The organism is Providencia sp. (assembly GCF_003533305.1).
Classification (GTDB): Bacteria; Pseudomonadota; Gammaproteobacteria; order Enterobacterales; family Enterobacteriaceae; genus Providencia.
The window spans coordinates 17,613-33,036 of the sequence record NZ_DOEH01000031.1; the positions used below are offsets into that span (position 1 = coordinate 17,613).

At 40.2% G+C, this 15,424-nt stretch carries 13 protein-coding genes; 3 read left to right on the forward strand and 10 right to left on the reverse strand.

What is annotated here, in order from left to right:
* Positions 1-496: 496 nt before the first annotated feature.
* Complete coding sequence (locus tag DD649_RS18475) at positions 497-1,639, forward strand: MFS transporter (protein WP_294110678.1); 1,143 nt, start codon at positions 497-499, stop codon at positions 1,637-1,639.
* Positions 1,640-1,733: 94 nt separating this feature from the next.
* Here the strand turns inward: DD649_RS18475 and DD649_RS18480 are convergent, their stop codons facing one another.
* The gene (locus tag DD649_RS18480) at positions 1,734-2,678 is read right to left on the reverse strand and encodes an ATP-grasp fold amidoligase family protein (protein ID WP_294110393.1); all 945 of its coding nucleotides are present in this window, start codon (positions 2,676-2,678) and stop codon (positions 1,734-1,736) included.
* A 435-nt stretch (positions 2,679-3,113) separates the two neighbouring features.
* Here DD649_RS18480 and DD649_RS18485 point away from each other — a divergent pair, with 435 nt between their 5' ends.
* The gene (locus DD649_RS18485) at positions 3,114-4,016 is read left to right on the forward strand and encodes a hypothetical protein (protein WP_336431033.1); all 903 of its coding nucleotides are present in this window, start codon (positions 3,114-3,116) and stop codon (positions 4,014-4,016) included.
* Between the two features lie 74 nt (positions 4,017-4,090).
* On the opposite strand, the gene DD649_RS18490 is transcribed toward DD649_RS18485, so the two are convergent.
* Positions 4,091-5,191, reverse strand: coding sequence for an acyl-CoA desaturase (locus DD649_RS18490; protein ID WP_294110398.1), 1,101 nt, complete (start codon positions 5,189-5,191; stop codon positions 4,091-4,093).
* Positions 5,192-5,760: 569 nt separating this feature from the next.
* On the opposite strand from DD649_RS18490, the gene DD649_RS18495 reads away from it, so the two are divergent.
* On the forward strand, positions 5,761-6,081 hold the full coding sequence (locus DD649_RS18495) for a DUF1090 family protein (protein WP_294110400.1): 321 nt from the start codon (positions 5,761-5,763) through the stop codon (positions 6,079-6,081).
* 591 nt (positions 6,082-6,672) lie between these two features.
* On the opposite strand, the gene DD649_RS18500 is transcribed toward DD649_RS18495, so the two are convergent.
* Genes DD649_RS18500 through DD649_RS18535 form a run of 8 tightly spaced genes read right to left on the reverse strand, consistent with a single transcriptional unit; the run spans position 6,673 to position 15,423 of the window.
* A complete protein-coding gene (locus DD649_RS18500; RefSeq protein WP_294110401.1) occupies positions 6,673-8,316 on the reverse strand; it encodes a thiamine pyrophosphate-binding protein in 1,644 nt (547 codons plus the stop codon).
* Positions 8,317-8,356: 40 nt separating this feature from the next.
* Positions 8,357-9,826, reverse strand: a complete 1,470-nt coding sequence (locus DD649_RS18505) for an aldehyde dehydrogenase (protein ID WP_294110403.1) — start codon at positions 9,824-9,826, stop codon at positions 8,357-8,359.
* A 13-nt stretch (positions 9,827-9,839) separates the two neighbouring features.
* Positions 9,840-10,634, reverse strand: a complete 795-nt coding sequence (locus tag DD649_RS18510) for an aspartate dehydrogenase (protein WP_336431053.1) — start codon at positions 10,632-10,634, stop codon at positions 9,840-9,842.
* An 11-nt stretch (positions 10,635-10,645) separates the two neighbouring features.
* Positions 10,646-11,440: an SDR family oxidoreductase gene (locus tag DD649_RS18515; RefSeq protein ID WP_294110407.1), complete on the reverse strand. Its 795-nt coding sequence runs from the start codon at positions 11,438-11,440 to the stop codon at positions 10,646-10,648.
* Positions 11,437-12,336, reverse strand: coding sequence for an alpha/beta hydrolase (locus DD649_RS18520; protein WP_336431054.1), 900 nt, complete (start codon positions 12,334-12,336; stop codon positions 11,437-11,439). The genes DD649_RS18515 and DD649_RS18520 overlap by 4 nt, the downstream gene beginning before the upstream one ends.
* A 15-nt stretch (positions 12,337-12,351) precedes the next feature.
* Positions 12,352-12,870, reverse strand: coding sequence for a cupin domain-containing protein (locus DD649_RS18525; RefSeq protein WP_294110680.1), 519 nt, complete (start codon positions 12,868-12,870; stop codon positions 12,352-12,354).
* Positions 12,871-12,900: 30 nt separating this feature from the next.
* Positions 12,901-14,187, reverse strand: coding sequence for an MFS transporter (locus DD649_RS18530; protein ID WP_336431034.1), 1,287 nt, complete (start codon positions 14,185-14,187; stop codon positions 12,901-12,903).
* Positions 14,188-14,208: 21 nt separating this feature from the next.
* On the reverse strand, positions 14,209-15,423 hold the full coding sequence (locus DD649_RS18535) for an FAD-dependent oxidoreductase (RefSeq protein ID WP_294110409.1): 1,215 nt from the start codon (positions 15,421-15,423) through the stop codon (positions 14,209-14,211).
* Position 15,424 lies beyond the last annotated feature (1 nt).

Here is a 15,424-nt window from a genome sequence, read left to right on the forward strand (position 1 = left end):
AATCTACGTAATTTATCTGATTGAGCCTAATAACCTACTTTATATAAATAAATTAGTAGGACAAAATGATAAAGACAATATTTTGCTATAACCTATTTTTGAAGACGTTTTAATATCACTTAAGGTACATTAAAAAATAACCATACCATCAAAACAGTAACATTAAATATCCTATTGTTTTTATAGAATAAAATGGGTGTTTTTTACGTTTTTTGATCTTGATTCTACTTTTAAAAAAACGTGATTTTTCTCACATAAATTTTTTTGTTAGTTACCATTAGATTTTCTCATTTTAACTTAATGAATTAACGTTCTATATTGCGCTCAAATTAGTCTTATCAATTTATTAACCACTGCGCTATTCGCCGAAATCTCACCATAATGTGTTCTTTTTAGAGAACGCAAATTTGGCTTATTCTACGATGATGTAGTTGCAGCGCATATTATTTTTATTTTGTTAGTTGGAGAGTGGGGCGTGAATCAGTCCACTACTATCATGCGCAAGCGCGACAATACATTCGTACCCGTTGCAGGTTTAACGATTTTTGCTATTGCATCGGGTTATTTAATGAGCTTAATCCCGTTATCGATGGGAAGCTTTAATATCGACATTAGCTATGCGGGTTGGTTGGCGAGTGCCTACTATATTGGTCTGCTAATAGGTTCGTTGTTGATTGAACCTATTATTGCCAAAATTGGTCATCGACTGGCCTTTATTGGTTTTTTATTGATGCTTGCTGCAACAGTTGTGGTTTTACCTTGGACACCAACAATTGAAGCATGGTTACCCAATAGGTTGATTGCTGGTATTGCAGTGGCGGGGATCTTTGTTGTTGTCGAATCATGGCTATTAATTGGTGATAACCAAAAAGAGCGTGCAAAGCGTCTTAGTTTTTATATGACGTCTTTGTATGGTGGCACAACGCTTGGGCAGCTTGCCATTGGATTTATTGGTACACAAGGTGCTTATCCATTTATGGTGGTGCTGGGATTACTGCTTTTAGCGGTGATGCCACCATTATTGTTTCGTCAAGGCCAACCAGAAAGTGGAATTCACCAAAAGTTATCGTTTAAAAAAATTAGCCGCCTAAGTAAGCCTGCTATTATTGGTTGTATGGTTTCTGGCATTTTAATGGGAACGATTTATGGTTTGATGCCGTTATCGCTGAAAAAAGATCAGTTTACCACTGAGCAAGTCGGGGTGTTAATGGCCTCAATCATTCTTGGTGGTATGATAATACAGCCAATTATTAGCAAGTTATCTGTGATGATAAGCAAAACATTGCTACTGGCAATGGTGTCTTTGCTTGGCGTATTCGCAATGGGTGTTATTTACATTTCGAGCGATTATTTAGTGATGATTATTGCGTTAGCATTGCTTGGCATGTCCTCATTTGCACTCTATCCAATTGCTATTACATTAGCTTGCGATAACTTAGATTCATCGTATATCGTGGCTGCAACTCAAGTGATGCTATTTAGCTATAGTGTAGGTTCAGCGATGGGACCATTAGCTGCTGGGACCTTCTTAGCGCAGTATAATGGTTTAGTTGATTTCTTCTTTATTGTATTGATTGTGACGGCGATTTATATGCTAGTCGCAAGTTTACGCCGTAAAGCGAGTGTGCTGGCGAACTAATCAGTTATTTATCGTTTTAAATGCGATAAAAAATAATGCCGCGATGTTTCTATTTTACTTATAGAAATATCGCGGCATTTTTATTGGAACTAGCTTATTTTTTCTTATTTATTGATGCTGTTGCAAATGCGGGTTCAGTTTGTGTGATTGATTGCGTTTCTGTGATCCTTTGTTCCCATAATTCACCGAGCTTGAAATCCCACGAAAGCGGTGAAATAACTGTACGTCCTGCATTTGGTGCGAAGGTAAGTTCACTAAAATACAAGGTGTTTTCATCTGACATTAAAAAATCAGCACGGCAATAGTCAAATGGTGTGACTAATATTTGAGCTAGCCTTAGCATTTCTTGGAATAAAGGTGGCTCAGATACGGGCTCTAACATATTAGGGTAATCAAAAGTCACGGGTTGTAGTTGCCAATTGATATCGTAGATATTGATGAATTCATGACCAAATTCATCGGTATAATCGATCTCTGCATAGACGGGTTTGCCAGAAAAACAATGAATGCGGCAGGTTTCAGGAACTAACTTTCTATTTTTATTAGCAAATAGATCAATATATTCTTCACAAATTATTTGAGGAGCAATATCTTTATAGTGACGTTCACGTGTAATGTAATAAAGATTTTTCATTAAATGAAATGATAATTTTTCTTTGGCTTTATGTAGATCAAATTTGGCTCTATTTTGGCAAATAATACTACTGCCACTATCATGATTACACTTTAATACAAAGCGTTTAGGGAGTTTATCAATATTGATTTCATTTACATGATTAAAGGCGGCTAAAATTGGTACTAAATATTCATAGCCTATTGTACGAGAAACATAATCTCTTACTGCAAGCTTGTCTGCTAATTGTGTATAAAGTGGGTTTTTGTCATATATCATCCTAAAGTTTACTTTTTCATTAAAGCTTTTCGGTGTCTTGATATTAGGTATGTAACCTAATTTTTTAGTAAATTTATTAGTAAGATAGGCTTTATCACTGATAATAAATGTGCGTAATTTTTTGAGAAAATACTCTAATTTTTTCATGAGAGTGGCAACCATTCTGAAAATATAATTGGTGTTGTTATGGAATATAATTATTTTTTAAGTATATTTCGGCTATTTTAAATAAAGAGTAAATAGATTTTAGTTTTAAGAATAAAAACACTATTTCAATACTTTGTTTAATGAATTGATAGTTTATTAAACAAAGAGTAAACAACCATAAAAATAAACGGTTATTAAATATAAAATCTGGATGAATTTATATCAATAATCGAATCATTTGTTTTATTAAATGGTTTTATTAAATGGTTTTATTAAGTTTTTTCCATAGCACTCTTCATTTTATTAATCCCTATACTTTATGACTGTATAATATCGGATATTTAGCTTGAAACATTAAGGATTTATTTAGTGCATTGGCTAATGCATTTTTCATCAACTATATTTAATTATATCGAAATATATGATGAGGTTTGTATGTCCCAAAATCCTGAAATATCTTACCCTTATCTGCTATTACTTGATGCCATCAATCCCGCTATTATTCAGTTGGACACGACAAGTTTAGTGACTTTCAATCTGATTGATGAGCTTGGTGGTACGCCTGATGGTATTGCTATTGATCATATCAATCGTTTGATTTATTGGACTAATATGGGCGATAACTATGAAGCTGATGACGGTTCACTCAATTTAATTAATTTTGATGGTAGTGGTCGAAAAATGCTATTAGGTCATGGGCAACTTCGAACACCTAAGCAGCTGTTATTGGAAAGTCAAAGCCAACGTCTATATTGGTGTGATAGAGAAGGCGGTAAGGTTTGTTCCTGCAAGACGGATGGGACTGATCTCCAAACACACATTCGGCGACCTAGGACAGTGACTGATAGCGTTGATATCTTAGATCAATGTGTTGGTATTGCATTAGATTTGGATGCGAATTGGTTATATTGGACTCAAAAAGGGCCTGCAAAAGGAAATAAAGGACGAATATTCCGGATGCCATTATCAAAGTCATCAGGTGATTTCGTTGATGAATCTGATGCTGATAATATTCAGCTACTGCTGGACAAACTGCCAGAGCCCATTGACCTCTTATTCGATAAAGAGACTCAAATTCTTTATTGGACCGACAGAGGCTCAGAGCCTAATGGAAATAGCTTGAATTGTGCGAACGTGACTGATGATGGGCTAAATAATTATCGAGTTATTTGTCGGGGATTTAAAGAGGCGATTGGCTTAGCTTACAATAAGCCGGAAAATATCATGTATATTGCTGATCTTAGTGGGGGAGTCTATCGAGTAATGCTGAGCAATGGACAATTTGATAAGATTCACCAAGGTAATGGCTATACCGGACTGGCTCAATTTTCAGGTTGAAAAATAGCACGGCGATAGTTCAAGATGCAGTGGATACCAGCCTGCATTTTGAACTATGTTATTTAGACCTATTTTTATTGATGAATTGGCGGCTCACCCATTTTACGTAAAAAACGTATTTGCGCTTTAACCAGTTCGCGATAGTTAATGCAGCGGTATGGCATATTATATTCTTTTGCAAGTTGAGAAATGATGTGCGCAAGAGCAGGGTAGTGGCGATGATGCCAATGAGGAAATAAATGGTGTGTTAAGTGGTAATTAAGCCCACCAGTTAAACGCCATAAATAATGTGGTGAAGGGATCCAGTCACACGAGGTGACAAAATTATGGTGATACCAACCATGAGGTATTATTTTGTCGTCTGGTGGTGTGAAAAATTGGGTTTCAGCCCAATGGGTGCCAAGTAATAGGTAGATTACAAATAATGAAGCAACCATTTGGCTAGCTAAATAAGTTAATAATATAGCCATAATACTGATGCCATTGGCGTGAGCAATAATTAAAGGTAATCCTAACATTAAAGCTAGATGGCATAATTTACTGGACAGAAATAGAAACCAGCCTAATTTCCTATTGAGTATTTTCTTCGTTTTTATTGGGGTTTTTCCCGTTCTATCTGACCAATCAAAGACTAAAGCAATCCAAGTTAATGATAACGAAGCTACAAATGGCCAATAGATATGTTGAAACCGCATAAATGGTCGCCATTTTTGAAATGGTGTTTGGCGAAAAATTCCATTCTCTTCAGTATCAAGATCGTAATGTTCAATATTGGCATAATGATGGTGAAAATAAACATGTCTTGCACGCCAAAACTCGGGTTCTAGACCTAGTGGCAGTGTCACGAGGCGACCAAACACTCGGTTTTTCCAACTCGTTTTAAATAAGGTGTTATGACAGGCATCATGTTGGCCGATGACATTTAAAAACATGGTCAATAAAACGAAGCTAAAATAGCAAAGGGAGTAAATCAGTGTTGAAGAGGTCGAAAGCGTGGGGAGATAACACAAAATAGCGACCATAAACAAACTGATGATTACAGCAATATCTAAATGACTAGCATATACATGGTCTTGTTTTTCTTGCAGATAATCTCGGCTAGCCTGTTTTAAAGCGAGATGAAAATGCTGCTCATGAGTTTGTGTAAACTGCAGTTCTGGTTCAGCGGAACACATATTTCTCTTGCCTATGTTTTACAAAAAATAATTACAGAGATTATATCGTTTGCCCTACAGTTATCGCAAAACAATTAGTGTTAGTTTCACTGCTTTAAACTTATTCTTAATTATTATTTTTGTAAAATAAAATAGTGCTGAGAATACGCATTTTATGACTTTCACCAGATTGATTTAATACATTTTATTTTAGATTTAAGTTTATATATTCTTAAATTTAGCTTTGGTTGTATTTTTTGTGGGCGTTGTGTTTATATTAAACTAATAACATAATGTAATTAATTTGTGGGAAAGGGGAGAGACAAAGTGGGGTTGAGGAGTTACATCCATGTAATTTAATCCATTGATACTAATATAACTAATAAATATGTATCTGTCTGTAATAAATTAAATTAAAATGTAACAACGATTTTATTTACAATTATTTTTACTTCAATACAACTATTTTGAGTAATAAGTGATTGTGTTCTTGATTTTATATCAACATTAAGAATGTTACCTATATGAATAATTATATTTAAATGTTTCCATTAGATGAAGATTAAATAATTATCTATTAGGGAAAATAAATGAAACGTATATTTTTTATCATGCTATCAATAATAATATTTCCATTCTCCTCCCAAGCTGGGTCGCAATATTATGGTTGTGATAAAAAAATTACTCAGCTTGAAAAACAACTCAGCTATGCAAAGCGTTATGGTAACAAATATAGAGTTGAAGGCCTTGAAAGAGCAATAGTAAATACTCAAAATCATTGCTATGACCATTATTCTGGGGCTACGGGAGCAACGAGATATAGTCACGATGATGCATTTTCTAAAACTCAAGAATTAGTGCGAGAGATTGAAATTCTTAAAAAAGAAATTGAGCGATTAAAAAAGGAATAATACGCATAATTTAGATATTGAGTTAATTTTTCTATCAAACTGATGGTGCAGGGCGAAAATATATGATGACTATATTCCCATTTTTTGCATTACTCTTGGGAAAATTCCATTTTTTTATCACATTAATGGTATCAACTTTAACTTTATGACTCGCTTTATAGCTATCGACTAATTCAATGTTTGTGACTTGCCCATCAGTCTTAATATCGTACTTTACTTTTAACCAAGTGTTATGAACATTTTTTTCTGTAGGCTCCATTATTGCCGATGACGTTATATTAGACTGACTACAGGATATGACTAGAAAGGAAAATATGATAATAAAAATAGATTTGCGCAGCATAAAAAACCCGTCAAATTGAATGATAATAATTAATTATATTGATGTGTCTAATAATTAGCAATGGACATATTCAATAAATTTAATAGGTAAAACTGAATTTAACTTATTTTTTTGCAGATATTCTCAATAATATTAAGTTCACCTAAAGAGGGAAATGGTATTAGTTCGTTAGAAAACGCAAGGAACGGTTATCTATTTTGAAAAAGTAGCGTGATTTCTTATAAAGGTCACGCTACTTAATGTATTTGCTAAAATAATTTTTTCTGAGGTGGGCCCGAAAAATTCATTGTGCCAATATTATCCATTAGCACCTCAACGACAACCGGTTGATTTAACGCAATAGCCTGTTCAAGCGTGGATTTAAAATCCGTTGCTTTGGCTACTGTGAACGCGGTTATTCCCATCGATTCAGCAAGTTTACTAAATGAAGGCGTTAATAATTCATTATAGTATTGCCTGCCCGCAAAATATTTTTCTTGAATACCGCGCATAACGCCATAACCCTTGTCGTTCATAATGATTAAAACAATTGGTAATTGCTCTTGCGCCATGGTGGCAAGCTCACCAATTCCTAACATCAACCCACCATCGCCGACTAAGCCCACTACAGGGCTATTTGGATTGGCCTTTGCACTTCCAATTGCCATGGATAAGCCTAAACCAATAGCTCCAGCTAATGAATGAATGTTATGCATTGGGTGAGTGGCTTTAAGCAAACGGCTTCCCCATAAACTCCCCGAAACGGTGATATCACGTACAAAGATACCGTGCTCAGGTAAGGTTTGTTCAACGGCATCACTAAGGGAACTATAAGGGCCACATTGTTCTCGTAATTGCTGCTCGGCTTGCTCGACAGCCTTTTGTACTTGTTGGCGCCATGAGGATGCTATTGGGCGATTTTCTTGCTCTACTTTATCGGCAAGTCCCTCAAGTAAAGCTTTGCAGTCTCCTGTGACACTGAGATCGACAACATAGTTACGATTTGCGGCCAGAGGGTCAATATCGATTTGGATCAATGGATGAGGCAGCGGCAGTGACCATGTTTTGGTTTCGTTACTGCGTAAACGAGAGCCTGCAATAAGTGTTAAATCACAAGTACGCATTAATGCATCAATGGCGTCAGCATTATGAAAGGCTCTAAGGCTAAATGGGTGTTCGTCTGATAAAATGCCTCGCCCATGGGTACTACTGATGATGGCAATACCACAATCAGCCAGCCTTTTTACTGCATCTGTGGCTTGAAGTGCACCGGCACCAATCCATAATAATGGACGTTGTGCAGATTTAAATTGTTCCCAAATTATATCAATTTCAGTGGTTGATATGGGTGGCAATGGCGCGCGATGAAGTGGGGCGCTGAGCACCGATAATGGAACTTGGGTATTTTGAATATCGATAGGAATTTCTATTGAAACTGGGCCGCAAGGTACTGTTTGTGCAACTTGAATAGCTTTATGTAGTACTGCAACAGCTTGTTCTGCACTATGCACTCGAAACGCCTGTTTGGAGCTCGCGCGTAAAAAGCTTAATTGATCGCGTGTTTCATGAATAAACCCAGCGTCCATATCCAAAAATGCTTTTTCAACTTGTCCGGTAATGTGGATCATGGGGGAGCTGGCATTCATGGCTTCAATCATTGATCCGACGGCATTACCCGCACCAGCGCCAGTGCTGGTGAGTGCGATACCGAGTCCACGAAAGCGGCTGTGAGCATCTGCCATCGTTACCGCACCAGCTTCACCTCGGCTGGGTGTGAAATCGATAATACCACGCTGACCAATAGCATCTGCAATCGGTAAATTATGAATTGAAATAACACCATAAACTGTGCTGACTTGGTACTGCTCTAATGTTCTGGCGACAGCTTCGCCAACCGTGATAGTTTCAGACATTGTGTTCTCCTTAATACGTCAATAATCCACTTAAGGACATTTATTCACACCAACGGTTTGGTTGTGGGTTAAGCGCCAGAAAAATACTTTTTTGTTGCATATAGGCTTTGAGGCTCTCAAGGCCTTTCTCTCTTCCAAGTCCACTATCTTTAAAACCGCCAAAAGGTGTTGAGATGGAAAAAACTTTGTAGGTATTAATCCAAACTGTACCGACATCTAGCGTATCGGCTAATTTAAATGCACGAGTATAATCTTGCGTCCAAATACCGGCTGCAAGGCCATAAATAGAATCATTAGCATCATGAATTAGGCTGGTTTCATCATCGAAAGGAATAACAACGAGCACTGGGCCAAAAATTTCTTCCTGACACACATGCGCTTGGTTAGTTAAGCCTTCGATAATCGTGGGTTCGAAATAGTGACCCGATTGCAGTGCGGGATCAGTTGGTACCTTGCCCCCGACACGAATTTTGCCCCCTTCTGCAATAGCTTGCGAGACGTAAGCTATGACACTATCTCGATGTGCAGAGGAGATCAGCGGACCAATATGTACGCGTTCTTGACGTGGGTCACCGATGATGAGTCCTTGTGTGAGTTTCGTCAGTTTTTCAATAAAAGCTTGATAGACGCTTCGGGCGACAAATAAACGAGAACCTGCAATACAGGCTTGTCCCATTGAACTGAAAATACCATAACAAACACCGTGGGCTGCTAAATCTAAATCCGCATCATCTAAGACAATCGTTGGGGATTTTCCGCCTAATTCTAATGAGGTTCCAATCAGTTTATCGGCAGCAATATGAGCTAATTGGCGTCCCGTATTGGTGCCACCTGTAAATGAAATTTTTCGTACTAGTGGATGACGTACTAATGCATCGCCAATAATTGAGCCTTTGCCGGGAAGCACGCTTAATAATCCTGCGGGTAACCCTGCTTGTTCAAAGAGTTCGGCAAGTTTAAGTGAAACAAGAGGAGTCGCTTCTGCGGGTTTTAAAATAACAGCATTACCGGCTGCAATTGCAGGCGCAATTTTTTGCATATCACTGGCAATGGGTGAGTTCCAAGGAGTGATTGCGGCGATGACACCAAGGGGCTGATAGGTGCTAAGGGTCATGATGTCAGGTTGGCGACGGGGTGGCAATTCGCCACCACTGACTTCACATACTGCCGCAAAATAACGGGCGGTTGCGGCAGCACTCATCACCAATCCACGGGCTTCAGCCCAAGGCTTTCCATTGTCGAGAGTCTGTAACCTGACCAATTCTTCACATTGCTCGTCAATTAATGTACTGACTTTGAGTAGAATAGCGGCGCGTTGATGAGATGGCATATGGCGCCACTTCGGGTCACGCCAAGCTTTTTCGGCGGCGATCACGGCATCCTCAACATCCTCAAGGCTAGCGCTATTGAGGGTTGCGACAACGTGGTTATCACCAGGAAAACGTGATTGCATTTGCTGACCGCGGCCTTGTTGCCATTTACCGCCGACAAAAATATCCCTGTTTTTCATTGTGCTACTCCTGTCAGATAATGGCATTGTGTTCAGCAACTCGGCGACACATTTCGACCGCACTTAAGGCTGACAATAAAGACGTTTTAGGATTCGAGGCTAACGGTTGACCATTAAGCTCAATACAGAAACGACCAAAGTCACCGACGACTTCGATTCGATGGGTATTTTGTTGTGTTGTAGGGTCAACCATTAGCTGAACTTTTGTTGCATCCATACCTATCCCATACAGTGCGACGGTTGCGGCGACATTGGCATTGGCTGGGAAATTGAGCGCCGCTTCTCGCGCCGTTCCGCTAAAAAATACGGTTGGTTCTGATACTTGATTAAGGTCGATATATTGCTCGGCAGGGCCATTACGCCAGCTGGCGGGACTTTTTCGTGATTGATAGGTAATTTGTGTAATATTGGCTTCTTTTGCTGCGCGAAGACCATCTAACCCTGCAATGGCGCCGCTGAGTGGAATTAACTGACCATGATGTTGGCGAGCAAGATCACTTAACTCGCGAGCGAATATGGCATCAGCAAGGGCACCCGTTGAAATGATGGCTATTGTCCAACCTCGTTTAAGCGCGATGGGAGCATATTGTTTAACCGCTTGATGACTCGCGCATTCCAACACTAAATCGGGTTTTTCGGTCACTGTCGCGAGGTCGTTGATCGGTATTACTTGACCATGAAAACGAGTCATAATGTCATCGTGATGGCTAGGGCGAGCAACAATCCAGCGAAGTACAATTCCATTGGGTAAGCGGTCAATCACTTCATTGGCCATCGCACCATACCCAATAAGCATCAATGTTTTCATCATAAAATCCTTTAAATATGGTGACTAAAACCACCTGAAACATCCAATGCAGCGCCTGATGTAAAAGAAGCCATCGGTGATGCTAAAAAAACCAGTGCACGAGCCGGTTCTTCAGGTTTGCCTAAGCGTTGCATAGGAATACCGCGTTTTTTGGCAATATCGCCAATCCAGCTCGCCCAATCGCTTGTTTTATCATTGCGATTTTCAAACCGGCGATGCCATTGATCGGACTCCACCATTCCTAGTAAAATTGAATTCACTCGAATACCTTTAGGTAGCAAGGTTTTTGATAGATTAAGCGTCATATTGAGTAATGCCGCTCGTGCCGCAGATGTAGCGACCATATGAGGCTCCGGTTGTAAGGCCAAGAGCGAATTAACACAGGTGATTGAGGCAATATTCGACTGTTCGAGTAATGGTAAAAATGCATTAACGGGATTAATAACACCAAAAAGTTTGAGCTGTGCTTCCTGTAACCACGCTTCTTCTGGTGTATCTGTAAAGCTCGCCACATAGCCTTGTCCGGCGTTATTAATCAGTAAATCTACTTGTCCATACTGTTGTTTAACTTGTTCAGCAAATGCCAAAGTTTGTGTTTTATCTAGCACATCACAATTAACCGCCATAAACTTTTCTTGAGAATAAGTTTTTTGCAATGTGTCGAGGGCTTGTTGCAATTTATCTTGAGAGCGACCGCAAAAGGCGACTTTACAACCTTCATCGAGTAATAATTTGACTGTCGCAAAACCAATACCGGAGCTTCCCCCCGTCACAACAGCAACACGATCATGTAACTGTAAATTCATGGCACTTTCCTTTGTGAAGCTTTATTTTGTGAACTGTCTTTTGGAAAACGATTTTTGGGTGAGTCAGTACATTCCAAGGCATCTGAAAATTGCTTTAAATAGAGATTAAATTCTATCGGTGCATCAAGGTAGCTGGCATGTCCTGCTTGCTTTATCACTTTCAATGGACATTGTTTATCGGTTGATAATTGCTGAACTTGTGCTGGTGGTGTAATGGTGTCATCTAAGCCAACAATCATCTCGACAGGGCCTTGATAAGCGTTTAAATAAAGGCTGATATCGTCATGAGCCAACATCCACGCAGCGGCTAAAAATCCTTCTGGATTGAGTTTTTGCATATTACGTTTTACCCATTCAATCTTTTCAGCGGATGCCGAAGGGGAAAGTAATGCGGCTGCACGATTTTGTGCATAAGCTTCAATACCTGAATCACAGACAATTTCACGGCGCTTATCATAAACACGATGACGTTCTTCTGGGCTTTTAGTGGCATATCCTTGCGCAGGATTAGCTAACAATAACCCTCTAACCCTTTGTGGATGTAGAGAAGCAAAGGCACAAGCCATTAATGCCCCTAAAGAGTGCCCAACTAAAATGACTTGTTGTAATCCCAAATCATTTAAAAAATCCGTTAGCGCATCAGCATAATCAAGAGCAACAGGTGTGCGGGTTGCAAGGGGATCGCTGTCTGAATAGCCCGGCGCATCCCATGCAAATAAATGATAGTTATCTGTCAGTGATGAGTCTGCGAACTGACATATCCATGAAGTCGAACCTGAGCTGATACCATGGAGCAGGACGATAGGAAAGCCGTCACCAGATTCACGCCAATTAAGACGATATTGGCCAAATTCAGCAAATTGTAAGTTGGGTAGCTTGTCAATTGGCAGTCTCATCATTGATTTCTCCTATTATCCGCGCTTAACTTTTGATAAAGGATGATCTTCTGGATACGTTGGAATAGCGGGTTTTTGTGTACCAATCATGACGCACATTAATGCTTCTTCTTCCCCATGATTAAATAAACCACGGTAAATTCCAGCGGGAACAGAAATGAGATCGCGTTCTTTTAGTACCGTTTCAAACTCTTCATCACCATCTTTAATAAATAAGGTGATGGTGCCTTTGAGCATGAAAAAAACTTCTTCAACATCGGGGTGTAAATGCAGCGGTCCTTCACATTTCGCCGGAAGCACCATGGTCGAAAAAGTGAAATTTTCAGCGGGTACGGTATTGGTGTCGTTGGCGACTCCTGTTGCCCCTGTTCCGATATAGCGCATTTGTGCACGACGGTATTTAGGATCAAAATCCGCTTGAAACTTCAGTGCATTCCAATCGTATTTGCGCCCTTCAAAGCGTGCCACGCGAGACTCAATCCATTGCGCCATTGAAATATCTTGAGGTTTAACTTGGTTCGAAAGTTGTGACATAGTGTTCTCTCCTGATAAGACACAGATTAATCAGTATTTTTTGAGTAGCGGCAGTAATAAGAAACTGCCAACCAAACCTATAATTACGATAAATAAAAGTCCGTTATCCATATTTCCAGTGAAGGCGATAAGCATACCCATTAAGAGCGGAGCCGCTGCGCCAGCCAAGTTTCCTAGACCATTGAAAATACCACCAGCCAGTGCACTGACTTGTTTTTGCGTTGCTTTGGCGAGTAGTGCGAAAATATTTGGTGCGCCGGCTCCCCACATAAACATGCTAAATGCCATCATCATGATGATGCTGTAGGTTTCCGTGAGAAATAACACGCCAGAAAGTCCGATAATTGCGCCGAGTAAGGAGATGAAACAAACCAGTGCACGGCGGTCATAACGGTCTGATAACCAAGCACCAATTACTTCACCAAACAACATTGCGATAAAGGGAAGGGAAGATAGGATCCCTGCGTGCGATAAATCAATCGATTTACCTTTGATTAAATAACTCGGCAACCAGCCGTTCATTCCCCACAGATAGACAAGGAAGGCGATGTTAAATAGACAGATAATCCAAAAGTGTGAATTGCGCAGTAAGATGTTTCGCTGCGTTTTTGCTTCAATGATATTCGCTGTCAGGGCTTTGTTACCAAGCGGTGCTACTTTTTTAGCTAGATTTGGGTGGCGGATACCTATAATCACTAACCACCAAACTGGAACCGTAAAGGCTGCCATGACAAAGAATGTACTTTGCCAACCAAAATTTTGTAAAAGATATAGTGCGATAGGAAAACCCAGCGCGGCGCCTAATGGGGTACCTAAAAGCCAAAGCATGGTCGCTCGAGCCTGCATTCTTTGTGGGAATGTACGGCGCACGATGGCATATGAGATAGCGAGCAACGGCCCCTCAGCAATCCCGAGCAAAACACGTAAGAAAATCATAGTGCCATAATGGTGTGTGAAGCCCATGAGAATCATCAAGATACACCAGCTACTGACCATGAAAAGTAGCATTTTAGTGGGATGAAAACGATCGCCAATGCCACTCAATAACATTGATGAAACGCCATAAGCGAATAAAAATGCGCTCATTAATAGGCCAAGACGAGTGGGATCGAAATCAATGCCAAGGGCTTGTTGAAATTTCTCATCAGAAAATAGTGCCGCAATACTAATCTTGTCGAAAAAAGCCAGCAATACGCAAGAAAACAAGGCTATCGGGATCAACCAATTCACTTTTTCTTGAGCGTCATTTTGGACTGTCGCTTGGACGCTGGTTTGTTCTGGTATCTTGGTGTGTACAGTAATACCTTGATTTGCCATATTATCTCTCTTAGCTATACACTATTTCAGCGACATTAATGAAAAGGCTGGGTCAGCAAGCTCTGACGGGTCTAACCTGCGATTGTTTTGTATCCAACGTTTACCGAGTTTGATCGCACGTGCATCGTTAAATGCAACCATCTGCACCAATTCATTGATTTCATTGAGTGAAAAATGGATTTCAGAAGTCGAAGTATGGCGCTGAATATGTTGTAAAGCTTGCCCTGTGGGAATACCGAGAATTTGGATGTTGTCCTGATATTGATCAGACCAAAGCCAAGCTGGTTCGTTAAATTTTTCGCTTTGGCTATTTAGCATGGCTTTTGCTGTCGCAATAGCTTGGTTTTGAGCATAGGCCCAAGACTGTAAACACAACGAAAGTGTTGGATGGCATGCTACATCGCCTGCCGCATAGATATCAGCGTGGGATGTTTGCCCATGGCCATTGACGACAATACCTTGAGTGAGAGTAAGCCCGGCTTGTGCGGCTAACTCTAAATTGAGCTCGACACCAATGCCCATGACGGCAAGGTCAAAAGATTGCGTAGGTTGTTTTTGACAACCAATGTTGAGTTCAGATGTCGTTTCATCAAGGTAAATATCACCGCAATCCGTGATGACATGCACACCGGCTTGTCGATGACGTTGCGCTAAAGCATCGGACACATTTTGGGGTACACTGCGCTCACATAGACGTGATTGACGTTCGAAAATCGTCACATCAAGCCCCATTTTTCGTGCGGAAGCGGCAACTTCTAAACCAATCCAGCCACCCCCGATGATTGCGATTTTTTGAGCTGAAAGTAGTGCTGTGCGTAGCTGCTGGGCATCATCCCAAGAACGAAGTGCAAAAACTTGTGGGTGTATTTGCCATGCTTTTGAGAGATAACGAGGTCGTCCACCTGTGGCTATCAATAGTTTATCAAAAGCCAGTTGGCGTCCATCACTGAGTTGGACTTGTTTTTGGTCACTATCAATTCGAGTCGCGCGGACAGGGCGAAACCATTGCAAGTTGAGTGCATCAGTATCGGCTTCACTGAACAGGCGTGAAAGCGCTAAAGTATCTTGGGTTAATGCTGCCTTTGATAAAGGCGGCCTTTCATAGAAATCATGGATCTCATCGCTGATAACAGACAGTGTGCCTTGGTAGCCCTCATCTCTGAGTGTTTTCGCTGCCCAGCCTCCGGCTTGCCCTCCACCAATAATCACAATACCACCTTGGATAATTGCGTCCATG

Bases quoted from the DNA above. Each gene is read 5' to 3' on its own strand.
- DD649_RS18485 (WP_336431033.1), top strand. From the start codon at position 3,114: ATGTCCCAAAATCCTGAAATATCTTACCCTTATCTGCTATTACTTGAT.
- DD649_RS18510 (WP_336431053.1), bottom strand. From the start codon at position 10,634: ATGAAAACATTGATGCTTATTGGGTATGGTGCGATGGCCAATGAAGTG.
- DD649_RS18475 (WP_294110678.1), top strand. From the start codon at position 497: ATGCGCAAGCGCGACAATACATTCGTACCCGTTGCAGGTTTAACGATT.
- DD649_RS18495 (WP_294110400.1), top strand. From the start codon at position 5,761: ATGAAACGTATATTTTTTATCATGCTATCAATAATAATATTTCCATTC.
- DD649_RS18520 (WP_336431054.1), bottom strand. From the start codon at position 12,336: ATGAGACTGCCAATTGACAAGCTACCCAACTTACAATTTGCTGAATTT.
- DD649_RS18515 (WP_294110407.1), bottom strand. From the start codon at position 11,440: ATGAATTTACAGTTACATGATCGTGTTGCTGTTGTGACGGGGGGAAGC.
- DD649_RS18530 (WP_336431034.1), bottom strand. From the start codon at position 14,187: ATGGCAAATCAAGGTATTACTGTACACACCAAGATACCAGAACAAACC.
- DD649_RS18525 (WP_294110680.1), bottom strand. From the start codon at position 12,870: ATGTCACAACTTTCGAACCAAGTTAAACCTCAAGATATTTCAATGGCG.
- DD649_RS18480 (WP_294110393.1), bottom strand. From the start codon at position 2,678: ATGAAAAAATTAGAGTATTTTCTCAAAAAATTACGCACATTTATTATC.
- DD649_RS18490 (WP_294110398.1), bottom strand. From the start codon at position 5,191: ATGTGTTCCGCTGAACCAGAACTGCAGTTTACACAAACTCATGAGCAG.
- DD649_RS18500 (WP_294110401.1), bottom strand. From the start codon at position 8,316: ATGTCTGAAACTATCACGGTTGGCGAAGCTGTCGCCAGAACATTAGAG.
- DD649_RS18505 (WP_294110403.1), bottom strand. From the start codon at position 9,826: ATGAAAAACAGGGATATTTTTGTCGGCGGTAAATGGCAACAAGGCCGC.
- DD649_RS18535 (WP_294110409.1), bottom strand. From the start codon at position 15,423: ATGGACGCAATTATCCAAGGTGGTATTGTGATTATTGGTGGAGGGCAA.